11 protein-coding genes are annotated in these 15,448 nt (G+C 40.2%); 8 read left to right on the top strand and 3 right to left on the bottom strand.

Features of this window, described 5'->3' with window-relative positions; translation table 11 throughout:
* Positions 1-148: 148 nt before the first annotated feature.
* Positions 149-754: a transposase gene (locus MS2017_RS02695; protein WP_122951170.1), complete on the bottom strand. Its 606-nt coding sequence runs from the start codon at positions 752-754 to the stop codon at positions 149-151.
* A gap of 519 nt (positions 755-1,273) precedes the next feature.
* Here MS2017_RS02695 and MS2017_RS02690 point away from each other — a divergent pair.
* A complete protein-coding gene (locus MS2017_RS02690; RefSeq protein ID WP_122951169.1) occupies positions 1,274-3,559 on the top strand; it encodes a cadherin repeat domain-containing protein in 2,286 nt (761 codons plus the stop codon).
* Here the strand turns inward: MS2017_RS02690 and MS2017_RS11105 are convergent.
* Positions 3,531-3,917, bottom strand: coding sequence for a hypothetical protein (locus MS2017_RS11105; protein ID WP_164707583.1), 387 nt, complete (start codon positions 3,915-3,917; stop codon positions 3,531-3,533). The genes MS2017_RS02690 and MS2017_RS11105 overlap by 29 nt on opposite strands.
* Before the next feature lie 336 nt (positions 3,918-4,253).
* Between MS2017_RS11105 and MS2017_RS02685 the strand changes: the two genes are divergently transcribed.
* A complete protein-coding gene (locus MS2017_RS02685) occupies positions 4,254-4,709 on the top strand; it encodes a hypothetical protein (protein WP_122951168.1) in 456 nt (151 codons plus the stop codon).
* Positions 4,706-7,039, top strand: a complete 2,334-nt coding sequence (locus tag MS2017_RS02680; protein WP_122951167.1) for a cadherin repeat domain-containing protein — start codon at positions 4,706-4,708, stop codon at positions 7,037-7,039. The genes MS2017_RS02685 and MS2017_RS02680 overlap by 4 nt, the downstream gene beginning before the upstream one ends.
* A gap of 179 nt (positions 7,040-7,218) precedes the next feature.
* On the opposite strand, the gene MS2017_RS02675 is transcribed toward MS2017_RS02680, so the two are convergent.
* Entirely contained in the window at positions 7,219-7,398 is a 180-nt protein-coding gene (locus tag MS2017_RS02675; protein WP_071564755.1) for a hypothetical protein, read from the bottom strand.
* Positions 7,399-7,661: 263 nt separating this feature from the next.
* On the opposite strand from MS2017_RS02675, the gene MS2017_RS02670 reads away from it, so the two are divergent.
* The 5 genes from MS2017_RS02670 to MS2017_RS02645 all read left to right on the top strand — a co-directional run bounded on the left by MS2017_RS02670 (position 7,662) and on the right by MS2017_RS02645 (position 15,297).
* Entirely contained in the window at positions 7,662-7,943 is a 282-nt protein-coding gene (locus tag MS2017_RS02670; protein ID WP_122951166.1) for a hypothetical protein, read from the top strand.
* A 142-nt stretch (positions 7,944-8,085) separates the two neighbouring features.
* The gene (locus tag MS2017_RS02665) at positions 8,086-10,623 is read left to right on the top strand and encodes a cadherin domain-containing protein (RefSeq protein ID WP_122951165.1); all 2,538 of its coding nucleotides are present in this window, start codon (positions 8,086-8,088) and stop codon (positions 10,621-10,623) included.
* 255 nt (positions 10,624-10,878) lie between these two features.
* A complete protein-coding gene (locus tag MS2017_RS02660) occupies positions 10,879-11,883 on the top strand; it encodes an IS5 family transposase (RefSeq protein WP_122951164.1) in 1,005 nt (334 codons plus the stop codon).
* 644 nt (positions 11,884-12,527) lie between these two features.
* The gene (locus tag MS2017_RS02650; RefSeq protein WP_122951163.1) at positions 12,528-12,971 is read left to right on the top strand and encodes a hypothetical protein; all 444 of its coding nucleotides are present in this window, start codon (positions 12,528-12,530) and stop codon (positions 12,969-12,971) included.
* Between the two features lie 22 nt (positions 12,972-12,993).
* The gene (locus MS2017_RS02645; RefSeq protein ID WP_122951162.1) at positions 12,994-15,297 is read left to right on the top strand and encodes a cadherin repeat domain-containing protein; all 2,304 of its coding nucleotides are present in this window, start codon (positions 12,994-12,996) and stop codon (positions 15,295-15,297) included.
* Positions 15,298-15,448 lie beyond the last annotated feature (151 nt).

Here is a 15,448-nt window from a genome sequence, read left to right as displayed (position 1 = left end):
CAAAACCCAAAACCCTCAATTTTTGACTTTTCAAAGTCAAAAAACATATAAAACCCAGCTTTCATTAAAAAAATCATCAATATCAACTATAAATCGCTCATTTTTTACTCTTTTTTGTACTGTTTCCACAAAAAAGACACAATAATCCCTAGGTTGTATTTAATCCCTTGTTAATATAAACATTCGCCGCTCTAACTAGATTATAAGCAATAGCTTTAAGATTAACTTCGCTGGCAACTTTCTCTAAACCAATATAACGACTTCTTGCCAAACCATAAGTGCGTTTGAGTGTACCAAAGGTGCGTTCAACCACAAACCTTCTTTTGCTGATTGCTTTATTGCGTAATTTATTCCAATGACTCATTTGCTTGCCTTTGGGTTTTTTGCGCATAATACCATCTCTTAACTTTTGTGCTTTAAGTGCTTCACTATTAGCTTGAGAGGCTGCTCCTTTGTCGTATAAAACGCTTACGCCTTTTTGATTGCCTGCCTGTTTAACATTTTCTTCAAAATGAGTCATTTCACTATCATTAGCAGGGTGCGTAGTGGCTTTGTTAATTAATCCATTGGCATCAGTTGTTACTACTGATGAATATCCATAAGTGTATTTTCCCGCCTTAAATGTCCATCTTGCATCTTTATCATCTGAATATTGAATTGGGTTGCTATCAATCTTATAAGCCCCACCAGTTTTGTGTGTTGTAATAATCTTCTTAGTGCGTCTAGCACTTTGAATTAAGGTTGCATTTGCCATTAGAGAGTTTGAGTTGATTGTTCTCAAGCATAAGATTGATGCTACTCAAAAGTCTATCAAATAGATTTTGTTTGATTAGTTTGGTTCTAAATTTGGTATATTGATAAAACTATCAGCAAAGGTTTGTTCTTGAGTGGTTTTAACTCGAATTTTTTTGTAAGTGTCTGATAATTATAGTATTTTATCATAAATTCTAATATTTGCATAAGGTTTTGAGGGTTGATTTGTGATTTTTTGTTGGGTTTTTTAGTTTAATGCAGGGGGCTTAAATAGTGCATTTTTTAGCCAAAAATGAGGAGAGTAACCCGCTATTTGATGAATTTTTAGATGAAAAAAGTGCTGCTTTATACTTTTCATAAATTGTATTGGGTTTTGGAGGTGTCTTCTATGTAAAAGATTATACAGATGTTCGGTTTATGGCATAATTTAACAGTTGTAAACCTATGCCACTTTACATTCACCATTACTTAGAAACAACACAGAAGAATAACCGTTAATTACCAGCCTAGGAGTTTTATTATGAATACATTTAATCGCTTTATTGTTACCACTTTATTGGTTTTATTTACCTCACAGGTATTTGCCGTCAGACCAACAGTTATAGATGTTAAGAGAATAGGTAACAAAACGATTCTTGCTACCATCGATCAGCCTGTTGAGCTTGTTTCGCGTAAAGAAGCACATGTAGAGCTCTATTCTGGTACTACATACTATTTAGGCGCTCATAATCTCACTATTACTTCTCCTGCAGAACTCGTAAATCCTGTTAATAATTACAGTCAACAGATAAAAATTACACTTGGGGGTGACGGCTTTAAGTTAGCCGACGCTAGTGGCAAAACTTCAGTAATTTTAAACTTGGACTTCGAGTACTTGGTAAATGCAGCGGCTAAATTAATCAACTACTACAGTCAAAATCTTATTCTTGCTATTAATAACAACCTCACCATCACCTCCAACAACACCCTCAACGCTAACGAAGGCAGCAGCCCCACCCACACCCTCACTGCCAGCGACGCCGATGCCACCTTCAGCATCACCGAAGACACCAGCCGCTTATTCAGCCTCAGTGGCACCAACAACAGCACCCTAACCTTCAACGGCACCAACACCGACTACGAAAGCGCCACAAAATCCTACACCGTCAAAGTCAAAGCCAGCACAGGAGATGGCGACGATAAAAATACCGAACAAACCATCACCGTTACCCTTAATGACCTCAACGACGAAACCCCCACCGCCATCACTCTCACAGGCGACCGCACCATTGCTGAAAACACAAGCACTGGCGCTGAATTAGGCACACTCTCCACCACCGATGCCGATGCCAACGACACTTTTACCTACACCAGTAGCAACACCAAATTTACCATTGACAACAACAAACTCAAACTCAACACCACCCTAGACTACGAGAACGCCACCAGTCTTAGCACCACCATTACCGTAACCGACGGCAACAGTCACACATTCGACAAAACCTTTAACTTCACAGTTAGCGACATAGACGACACCGCCCCAACTAACATCCTACTTAGTAATGTAAACTTAGTCAAAGACCAGCCCGCCAATACCTTAGTCGGCACCCTCAGTGCCAGTGATGTAGATACCAACACTCCCCTTACCTTTGCCGTCAACGACACCACCAACTTCAAAATCGTCAACGGCAATGAACTTAGAACCAATAAATCCATCACCACCGCCCTCGGAAACACGATCAATATTAACATCACCGCCAGCGACAATACTAACGACTCCGCTCCACAACCCTTTACCATTACCATTACTACCATTTACATCGCCGCCCCAGTAATCGACAAATTCACCGTAACCCAAGGTGAAAACAAAGGTCCTTTAATCAGCAAAGACGGTGGAGAAGTTACCGTCAGCGCCTCAGCAGGCACAGGATCTTACACTTGGAGTAGTAACGATTTTTCCAACACAAGCACCAGCAAGACTTTTGTTTTCAATCCCCAAAGTGCCAACATTGGCACCCGGACAATCACATTAAAAGTAACAGCTGGCGATTTTTCATCAGAAAGAGTATTAAAACTTAAATTAGTTGACACCTACCCCAATGGACGAACAGACACAAACGGCAATGGCATTTCCGACAGCAAAGAATCAGGAAATAGCGACAATGAATTACCCGCAGGCACAAACAAAAAAATCACCAGTCCAGAAAACACCAGAATATTACCCGGCATCATAGGTGAAGATTCTGGGCAACTAACCCTCGATCAACTAAAACAATACAGAGTAGCCAACCACCTATCCGACTACACCAAAGACACCTTAGCCACTGGCGATATCTACGACTATATAATCGAAGGCCTAAGTGCCACTGGTAACTCCACCCAAGTAATCATTCAACTCGCCACCCCAATCCCTGCAAATGCAGTATTGCGTCAATACTCACTAGCGACTGGTTGGCGTAATTTTGTGGTTGATAATAATAACAGCATACAATCCAAAACCAACACAAGTAATATCTGCACCGATGGCACTTGGCAAACTGGATTAATCACCGGCGCAACCTGTCTTAAACTAACCCTTAAAGATGGTGGTGAAAACGATGCTGATGGCAATCAAGCTAATGGTGTGGTTGAAAGCACTATTTCAATAGCAACGCCTGTTGTTGTCGGTGGCAATGATGATAGTGATGATAATGGTGATAGTAGTAGCAGTGGCGGTGGTTGCGTTTACAATCCCAATGCACCTGCTAGATTTGATACAGTTTTTATTCTGTTAATGACATTAAGTGCTTATTATTTAATTAGAAGAAGACGCCGATTTCCTCATTAAGCAAACAAGTCAAGTAAAATACTGACAACAAAAGTCCCGTGAAAATGGGGCTTTTTTTTGTGTCTGATTTATTGTAATAATTTTTTTTCACTCTCACGCAGAGTATGAGAGAAGCAAGAGGATGGGTTACAAACCCATCCCTACCTAAAACAGCTTGAGGATAAAGTAAAGAGATGGGTTGTAGAATTTTCAAGAATAAAATGAATAATACAGTGAGACCTTTGCATAAATATGGATGATTAGCGAAATTCAATTTTTGCCCACTTGGTAATTTTATTAAACCTTGTCCTAGCAGGGCTAAGGCTGGGTTTAAAAAATTACCAAGTGGGTAAAACGAGGATTCTTGATGATTATTCATATTTATGCAAAGGTCTCATTGTATTAGAGTTTCTGGAGGTGTTCTTAAATAAGACGACCAAGAAAAGGGTGTTATTTCCACCTTCATTCCCAAGTCCTGCTTGGAAATACATGCGCCAACAATTAACAACATTTTTATCTTTATTCAAATACCCTGCCCAATCTTTTTGTCATATTTTTATCTTCAAAACCAACTACACATTCCCAGGAAGAACTTGGGAACGAAGCGCAAAACCCACACAAACAAGCCTTCATTCTCACACAACGAACAACAAAGATTCAATTCAACAATAAAACCCACACAATTATTCATTTGTATGGAATAATTTAGTCACTTATGAATACATTGCATTACATTACGACAGCATCGCACCGCAATTTAGCGACACCTAGGCTTAATTCAAGCCAACCGGTCTCTTATTTCTCTACCCTAATTACTTGCCTCGTCAACCGAGGTTTTTTGGCTTTTATCGCCTTTATTACAATCGTTGAGAAAAAATATTCTATATTTAAAACCATTTCTTCCACACTTCCTTTTATCGCTCCGCTATACCGCAAAATCTTCCCATACACCGAAAAACTAGCAACGCTTACACCAAAAAAAATCAAACATTTGTCTCTTATCATTAAAGCATTTTTATCTTTTCAAGCAACAAAAGTAATCTCGGTGGGTAACAAAAAATACAACAACTTTAGTAGCGAATTAGAGATTGTCAATCAATGCTTCACCACCACGCTCATTCGTTACTACTTAAAAATAACCATTAATTATCAGCTAGGAGTTTCATTATGAATATGTTCAATCGCTTTATTATTGCCTCGTTTTGTCTATTGACTTTATCAGCGCAAACACTAGCCCTTGACTTCACCCAGGCCACTAAGGATACAACCTATATTCTTAGCGATATGCAAAAAACTATACGAGTTACACTTGATGATTATGCATTTTTTGTGAGTAAAAATAACCGTTTCTTTGATGAAAACAATAATCAAATTGATTCACGTACCTTTGTTAATGAATCTGGTGTTGGCACTAGTGCTAACTTACCTTACAAAATAGATTTTCTTGAGGGCACTGTCAACATGTACAAAACTTGGGATTTAACACTTAGTTCTTATACCATTGCAATAATAAAAGACCAAGATGGCAAGAAATTTACCTTACAAACTCCTTATAAAAGTGGTAACATCCCCCCATCTTTATTTAGTGGCGCAAGTATCAATAACACAGAAAGCCCTTCAATGCTTCAAAGAACCCTTAAATTTTGCTGGGAAGATTGCGGGACACTTACTATCACCTCCACCAACAACCTCGCTACCAACGAAGGCAACAATCTCGAGCACACCCTCACCGCCAGCGATACTGCTGCCACTTTCAGCATTACAGAAAACACCAGTGGCTTATTCAGCCTCAGTGGCACCAACAACACCCTAACCTTTAACGGCACCACCACCAACTACGAAAGCGCCACAAAATCCTACACCGTCAAAGTCAAAGCCACCACCGGAGATGGCAACGATAAAAACACCATCCAAACCATCACCGTTACCCTTAATGACCTCAACGACGAAACCCCCACCGCCATCACTCTCACAGGCGACCGCACCATTGCTGAAAACACAAGCACTGGCGCTGAATTAGGCACACTCTCCACCACCGATGCCGATGCCAACGACACTTTTACTTACACCAGTAGCAACACCAAATTTACCATTGACAATGGCAAACTCAAACTCAACGCCACCCTAGACTACGAGAACGCCACCAGTCTTAGCGCCACCATTACCGTAACCGATGGCAACAATCACACATTCGACAAAATCTTTAATTTCACAGTTAGCGACATAGACGACACTGCCCCAACTAACATTCTACTTAGTAATGTAAACTTGATCAAAGACCAACCCGCCAATACCTTAGTCGGCACCCTTAGTGCCAGTGATGTAGATACCAATACCCCTCTTACCTTTACCGTCAACGACACCACCAACTTCAAAATCGTCAACGGCAATGAACTCAGAACCAATAAATCCATCACCACTGCCCTCGGAAACACGATCAACATTAACATCACCGCTAAAGACGGCACTCACGACTCCATCCCACAACCCTTTACCATTACCATCACTGCCACTTACATCGCCGCCCCAGTGATCGCCCAATTTAGTGTAACTCAAGGTGAAAACAAAGGTCCTTTAATCAGCAAAGATGGTGGAGAAGTTACTGTCAGTGCCTCAGCAGGCACAGGAACTTATACTTGGAGTAGTGCCGATTTTTCTAACATAAGCACCAGCAAGACTTTTGTTTTCAATCCCCAAAGTGCCAACATCGGCACCCGGACAATCACACTAAAAGTAACGGCTGGCGATTTTTCATCAGAAAGAGTATTGAAGCTTAAATTAGTTGACACCTATCCCAATGGACGAACAGACACAAACGGCAACGGCATTTCCGACAGCAAAGAATCAGGAAATAGCAACAACGAGTTACCCGCAGGCACAAACAAAAAAATCACCAGTCCAGGAAGTACTAGAATATTACCCGGCATCATGGGCGAAGATTCTGGACAGCTAACCCTTGATCAACTAAAACAATACAGAGTAGCCAACCACCTATCCGACTACACTAAAGACACCTTAGCCACTGGCGATATCTACGACTATATAATCGAAGGCCTAAGCGCCACTGGTGACTCCACCCAAGTAATCATTCAACTCGCCACCCCAATCCCTGCAAATGCAGTATTGCGTCAATACTCACTAGCGACTGGTTGGCGTAATTTTGTGGTTGATAATAATAACAGCATACAATCCAAAACCAACACAAGTAATACCTGCACCGATGGCACTTGGCAAACTGGATTAATCACCGGCGCAACTTGCCTTAAACTAACCCTTAAAGATGGCGGTGAAAATGATGCGGATGACAATCATGCTAATGGCGTGGTTGAAAGCACTATTTCAATAGCAACGCCTGTTGTTGGTAATGGTGGTAGTAATAGCAGTGGCGGTGGTTGTGTTTACAATCCTAATGCACCTGCTAGATTTGATATAGTTTTTATTCTGTTAATGACATTGAGTGCTTATTATTTAATCAGAAAAAGGCGTCGATTTTCTTATTAAGCAAACAAATCAAGTAAAAATACTGACAACAAAAGTCCCGTGAAAATGGGGCTTTTTTGCGCCTGATTTATTGTAATAATTTTTTTTCACTCTCACGCAGGGTATGAGAGTGAGGCAAGAGGATGGGTTATAAACCCACCCCTACTTAAAACAGCTTGAGGATAAAGTAAAGGGGTGAGTTATAGAATTTTCAAAAATAAAATAAATAATACAGTGAGACCTTTGCGTAAATATGGATGATTGGCAAGATTCAATTTTTGCCCACTTGGTGATTTTCTTAAACCTTGTTCTAGCGGGGCTAAGGCTGGGTTTAAAAAATTACTAAGTGGGTAAAACGAGGATTCTTGATGATTATTCATATTTATGCAAAGGTCTCACAGTGTTTGTAATCGCCTAAATGTTACTAGTAAAAACATCTGCTAATTATTGATAGCATAGATATTTTTACCTATATTTAAAATGAGAATGCACGCCAGATTATTCGTTTATTTTTGAAAAAAGTATAACGAATCACCTGCAAGAACAAATAAAAAAATCAAAATTACCCATCCACCCACAATTAAAAACTCACACAAATATTATTTTTTATGGAATAATTCAGAGCATTACTTAATTTTAGACTATGAATATATTGCATTACAATAACACCGCAATTTTAGCAACATCTGGGCTTAATCCAAACCAAACGACCGCTTATTTCTCCACCCTAATTATTCGCCTCGTTGCTTTTATTACCTGCATTGCAATCGTTGAAAAAAAATATTCTATATTTAAAACCATTTCCTCCACGCCTCTCCCCATCGCTCCGCTATACCATAAAACTAGTAACACCTGCGCCAAAAAAAATTCAAACATTTCTCTCTTACCACTAAAGCATTTTTATTTTTTCAAACAACAGAAATGATTCCGATAGGTAACAAAAAATACAACAACTTTAGCAACGAATTAGAGATTGTCAATCAATACCTTGCCACCAAGTTTATTCGTCACTACTTAAAAAATAACACAGAAAAATAACCATTAATTACCAACCTAGGAATTTTATTATGAATACATTTAATCGCTTTATTGTTACCACTTTATTGGTTTTGTTTGCTTCTCAGGTGTTTGCCACAGACACCTTTATTGCCACTATAAGCGCACATGCTCAAGACGGCACACCTAACACACAAGCCTCTTTAACCCATCAATCTATGGTATTCACTAGCATTCAAGATGGGGCGAGTGGTAATTCTACTACCATTACCATACTAGGTAATGACTCCACAGGGTGTAGTTTATTAGGGGGGTTTTCTTGGCATATTACAGCAATTTGCGGCATTCCCGCTCTAGGAGGAACCTCTACCAAGCAAAATCTAGTAGATATTGTTAATACAGCAATTGGTTTCAGCGCAACAGGTGGCAGTTCAACAGCATTGGATAGCAGTGTATTATTAGAAAAAACCAACTTAACTGGTGGCATAACTGGATTACCGTTAGAGTCTCAATCGGTAAATTTTGCACCAACATCTGCCAGCAAAGCAGGCATCGTTTACAAAGTGACCATCAACGGCACCAATTATATCCACACCACCACAGGCACTGATTCAGTCTATACAATTGTAACGGCCCTACAATCAAAAATAATCAATTCTGTTGTTCATTGCCAAAGGAATAATATTTTTGTATTATGCACCGCAAATACCTCTGGCGCCGCAGGTATTTTTACTTATTCAAGTTTCGCATTTGATAGTGCCAATTTTAACATCACCTCCACCAACATCCTTAACACCAATGAAGGTGCCAACCTCGAACACACCCTTACCGCCAACGACACCGCTGCTACTTTCAGTATCACCGAAGATACCAGTGGCTTATTCAGTCTCAGTGGCACCCACAACAACACCCTAACCTTCAACGGCACCAACACCGACTACGAAGTTACAAAATCTTACACCGTCAAAGTCAAAGCCACCACTGGAGACGGCGACGATAAAAACACCACTCAAACCATCACCGTTACCCTTGTTGATCTCAACGACGAAACCCCTACCGCCATCACCCTCACAGGCGACCGCACCATCGCTGAAAACACAAGAACTGGCACTGAATTAGGCACACTCTCCGCCACCGATGCCGACGCCGATGCCAACGACACTTTCACTTACACCAGTAGCAACACCAAATTTACCATTAGCAATGACAAACTCAAACTCAACACCACCCTAGACTACGAGAATGCCACCAGTCTTAGCACCACCATTACCGTAACCGATGCCAACAGTCACACATTCGACAAAACCTTTAACTTCACAGTTAGCGACATAGACGACACTGCCCCAACTAACATTCTACTTAGTAATGTAAACTTGATCAAAGACCAACCCGCCAATACCCTAGTCGGTACCCTCAGTGCCAGTGATGTAGATACCAACACTCCCCTTACCTTTACCGTCAACGACACCACCAACTTCAAAATCGTCAACGGCAATGAACTTAGAACCAATAAATCCATCACCACTGCCCTCGGAAACACGATCAACATTAACATCACCGCCAGCGACAATACTAACGACTCCGCTCCACAACCCTTTACCATTGCCATTACTACCACTTACATCGCTGCCCCAGTAATCTCCCAATTTAGTGTAACCCAAGATGAAAACAAAGGTCCTTTAATCAGCAAAGATGGTGGAGAAGTTACCGTCAGTGCCTCAGCAGGCACAGGAACTTACACTTGGAGTAGTGACGATTTTTCTAACACAAGCACCAGCAAGACTTTTGTTTTCAATCCCCAAAGTGCCAACATCGGCACCCGAACAATCACATTAAAAGTAACAGCCGGAAATTTTTCATCAGAAAGAGTATTGAAACTTAAATTAGTTGACACCTACCCCAATGGACGAACAGACACAAACGGCAATGGCATTTCCGACAGCAAAGAATCAGGAAATAGCAACAACGAGTTACCCGCAGGCACAAACAAAAAAATCACCAGTCCAGGAAGTACTAGAATATTACCCGGTATCATGGGCGAAGATTCTGGGCAGCTAACCCTTGATCAACTAAAACAATACAGAGTAGCCAACCACCTATCCGACTACACCAAAGACACCTTAGCCACTGGCGATATCTACGACTATATCGTTGAAGGCCTAAGAGCCACTGGTGCTTCTACCCAAGTAATCATTCAACTCGCCACCCCAATCCCTGCAAATGCAGTATTGCGTCAATACTCACTAGCAACCGGTTGGCGTAATTTTGTGGTTGGTAGCAACATACAATCCAAAACCAACACAAGCAATACCTGCACCGATGGTACTTGGCAAACAAGTCTAATCACAGGTGCAACTTGCCTTAAACTAACCCTTAAAGATGGTGGCGAAAACGATAGCGATAACCAAGCCAACGGCGTGATTGAAGGCACCGTTTCAATAGCAACATCTGTTGTTACTGGTGGTAGTGATGGTGATAGTAATGATAGCAGTGGTGGTGGCTGTGTTTACAATCCCAATGCACCCGCTAGATTTGATACAGTTTTTATTCTGTTAATGGCATTAAGTGCTTATTATTTAATCAGAAGAAAGCGCTGTTTTATTCGTTAAACAAATAAAGCAAGTAAAAGGAAAAAGCACTGCAAAAACAGGGCTTTTTTTTATTCTCACCCCAAGTAGAGCTTGGGGTGAGAATAATACCATTTTCAAAAATAAAATGAATAATAGGGCGCTTGTAATCGTCAAAGTAAGACCCCTGCATTAAACTAAAAAACCCAACAAAAAATCACAAATCAACCCTCAAAACCTTATGCAAACATTAGCATTTATGATAAAATACTATAATTATCAGATACTTACAAAAAAATGCGAGTTAAAACCACTCAAGAACAAACCTTTGCTGATAGTTTTATCAACATACCAAACTCCCAACTAGACATCATTAACAAAGTTATCGATTGGGAAGTTATAGCCAAAGATCTGTCTCATATTAAAGTTGACTATTCTGCTGTTAGTCTGTTTAAAGCGCTATTAATAGGCACATGGCACAATCTCTCTGATGAGAAGTTGGCTGATAGTCTTAGTAGAGATTTAGTCTTTATTAACTTTTGCAACTTTAGCCTAAGTGGCAACAAACCTGATGCTACAACCATTGGCAGATTTAGAACCAAACTAATCAAACAAAATCTATTTGATAGACTTTTGAGTAGCATCAATCTTATGCTTGAGAATAATCAACTCAAACTCTCTAATGGCAAACATGTTGCCATGGATGCAACCTTAATTCAAAGTGCTAGACGCACTAAGAAGATTATTACAACACACAAAACTGGTGAGGTTTATGAGATTGATAGTAACCCAATTCAATATTCAGATGATAAAGATGCAAGATGGACATTTAAGGCGGGAAAATACACTTATGGATATTCATCAGTAGTAACAACTGATGCCAATGGATTAATTAACAAAGCCACTACGCACCCTGCTAATGATAGTGAAATGACTCATTTTGAAGAAAATGTTAAACAGGCAGGCAATCAAAAAGGCGTAAGAGTTTTATACGACAAAGGAGCAGCCTCTCAAGCTAATAGTGAAGCACTTAAAGCACAAAAGTTAAGAGATGGTATTATGCGCAAAAAACCCAAAGGCAAGCAAATGAGTCATTGGAATAAATTACGCAATAAAGCAATCAGCAAAAGAAGGTTTGTGGTTGAACGCACCTTTGGTACGCTCAAACGCACTTATGGTTTGGCAAGAAGTCGTTATATTGGTTTAGAGAAAGTTGCCAGCGAAGTTAATCTTAAAGCTATTGCTTATAATCTAGTTAGAGCGGCGAATGTTTATATTAACAAGGGATTAAATACAGCCTAGGGATTATTGTGTTTTTTTTGTGGAAAGAGTACAAAAAAGAGTAAAAAATGAGCGATTTATAGTTGATATTGATGATTTTTTTAATGAAAGCTGGGTTTTATATATTTTTTGACTTTGAAAAGTCAAAAATTGAGGGTTTTGGGTTTTGATGGTTGGTTTTAGGGTGCTATGCAGGGGTCTTCCTTTGCATAAATATGGATGATTAGCGAAATTCAATTTTTGCCCACTTGGTAATTTTATTAAACCTTATCCTAACAGGGCTAAGGCTGGGTTTAAAAAATTACCAAGTGGGTAAAACGAGGATTCTTGATAATTATTCATATTTATGCAAAGGTCTCATTGTATTAGAGTTTCTGGAGGTGTTCTTAAATAAGACGAGCAAGAAAAGGGTGTTATTTCCACCTTCATTCCCAAGTCCTGCTTGGAAATACATGTGCCAACAATTAACAACATTTTTATCTTTATTCAAGTGCCCTGCCCAATCTTTTTGTCATATTTTTATCTTCAAAACCAACTACACACTTGGGAACGAAGCGCAAAACCCACACAAACAAGCCTTCATTCTCACACAACGAACAACAAAGATTCAATTCAACAATAAAACCCACACAATTATTCATTTGTATGGAATAATTTAGTCACTTATGAATACATTGCATTACATTACGACAGCATCGCACCGCAATTTAGCGACACCTAGGCTTAATTCAAGCCAACCAGCCTCTTATTTCTCTACCCTAATTACTTGCCTCGTCAACCGAGGTTTTTTGGCTTTTATCGCCTTTATTGCAATCGTTGAGAAAAAATATTCTATATTTAAAACCATTTCTTCCACACTTCCTTCTATCACTCCGCTATACCGCAAAATTTTCCCATACACCGCAAAACTAGCAACGCTTACACCAAAAAAAATCAAACATTTGTCTCTTATCATTAAAGCATTTTTATCTTTTCAAGCAACAAAAGTAATCTCGGTGGGTAACAAAAAATACAACAACTTCAGCAACGAATTAGAGGCTATAAACCAATATCTTGCCACTACTCTCATTCGCCATTACTTAGAAACAACACAGAAGAATAACCATTAATTATCAGCCTAGGAGTTTTATTATGAATACATTTAATCGCTTTATTGTTACCACTTTATTGGTTTTGTTTGCTTCTCAGGCGTTTGCTACCCAACCAACGGTTACAAAAATTGAAAGAACAAATGTAACTACTATCACTGTTACCTATGACCAAGGTATTAAGCCATCGCCAGACCCTCGCGACCCAATTGATGGTCAGCTTTATATAAGACTATATGTCGGCACTACTTATTATCTAGGATCACCTAATGAACATATAAATCGCACACCAACCCCAGTTAATCCTAATGACAATGGTTTCGCCACACAATGGCAATGGGAAGAATCAACATTAACTACTATAGATAACGATAGGCTAAATGAAATTACTATCAATTTGAATTCTAGTTATTCTGATTTTGCAAGTAGTGATGGCACCACTCCTCAGAATTATTACATAAACACTTTTAGCCTCATATGGCAACATGGACTCACCATTACCTCCACCAACACATTCCCCGCCAATGAAAAAGCAGCAAGCACCACCCACACCCTCACCGCCAACGACCCCGCCGCCACTTTCAGCATCACCGAAGACACCAGCAGCTTCTTCAGCCTCAGTGGCACCAACAACAACACCCTAACCTTCAGCGGCACCAACACCGACTACGAAAGCACCACAAAATCCTACACCGTCAAAATCAAAGCCACCACTGGAGATGGCGACGATAAAAACACCACCCAAACCATCACCGTTACCCTTAATGACCTCAACGACGAAACCCCCACCGCTATCACCCTCACAGGCAACCGCACCATTGCTGAAAACACAAACACTGGCACTGAATTAGGCACACTCTCCGCCACCGACGCCGATGCCAACGACACTTTTACTTACACCAGTAGCAACACCAAATTTACCATTGACAACAACAAACTCAAACTCAACACCACCCTAGACTACGAGAACGCCAACAGTCTTAACACCACCATTATCGTAACCGATGGCAACAATCACACATTCGACAAAATCTTTAATTTCACAGTTGGCAACATAGACGACACTGCCCCAACTAACATTCTACTTAGTAATGTAAACTTGATCAAAGACCAACCCGCCAATACCCTAGTCGGCACCCTCAGTGCCAGTGATGTAGATACCAACACTCCCCTTACCTTTACCGTCAACGACACCACCAACTTCAAAATCGTCAACGGCAATGAACTCAGAACCAATAAATCCATCACCACTGCCCTCGGAAACACGATCAATATTAACATCACCGCCAGCGACAATACTAACGACTCCGCTCCACAACCCTTTACCATTGCCATTACTACCACTTACATCGCCGCCCCAGTAATCGCCCAATTCATCGTAACTCAAGGTGAAAACAAAGGTCCTTTAATCAGCAAAGACGGTGGAGAAGTTACCGTCAGAGCCTCAGCAGGCACAGGAACTTACACTTGGAGCAGTGACGATTTTTCTAACACAAGCACCAGCAAGACTTTTGTTTTTAATCCCCAAAGTGCCAACATTGGCACCCGAACAATCACACTAAAAGTAACAGCCGGAAATTTTTCATCAGAAAGAGTATTGAAACTTAAATTAGTTGACACCTACCCCAATGGACGAACAGACACAAACGGCAACGGCATTTCCGACAGCAAAGAATCAGGAAATAGCGACAATGAATTACCCGCAGGCACAAACAAAAAAATCACCAGTCCAGGAAGTACTAGAATATTACCCGGCATCATGGGTGAAGATTCTGGACAACTAACCCTTGATCAACTAAAACAATACAGAGTAGCCAACCACCTATCTGACTACACCAAAGACACCTTAGCCACTGGCGATATCTACGACTATATCGTTGAAGGACTAAGAGCCACTGGTGACTCTACCCAAGTAATCATTCAACTCGCCACCCTAATCCCTGCAAATGCAGTATTGCGTCAATACTCACTAGCAACTGGCTGGCGTAATTTTGTGGTTGATAATAATAACAGCATACAATCCAAAACCAACACAAGTAATATCTGCACCGACACCAGTGGCACTTGGCAAACTGGATTAATCACAGGCGCAACCTGTCTTAAACTAACCCTTAAAGATGGTGGTGAAAACGATGCTGATGGCAATCAAGCTAATGGTGTGGTTGAAAGCACTATTTCAATAGCAACGCCTGTTGTTGGTAATGATGATAATGGTGATAGTAGTAGCAGTGGCGGTGGTTGTGTTTACAATCCCAATGCACCTGCTAGATTTGATACAGTTTTCATCCTATTAATGACATTGAGTGCTTATTATTTAATCAGAAGAAGGCGTCGATTTTCTTATTAAGCAAACAAATCAAGTAAAAATACTGACAACAAAAGTCCCGTGAAAATGGGGCTTTTTTGCGCCTGATTTATTGTAATAATTTTTTTTCACTCTCACGCAGGGTATGAGAGTGAGGCAAGAGGATGGGTTATAAACCCATCCCTACCTAAAA

Origin of the sequence: Bathymodiolus thermophilus thioautotrophic gill symbiont (genome assembly GCF_003711265.1) — a bacterium.
Classification (GTDB): domain Bacteria; phylum Pseudomonadota; class Gammaproteobacteria; order PS1; family Pseudothioglobaceae; genus Thiodubiliella.
This window is presented reverse-complemented; position numbering and strand designations above follow the sequence as displayed.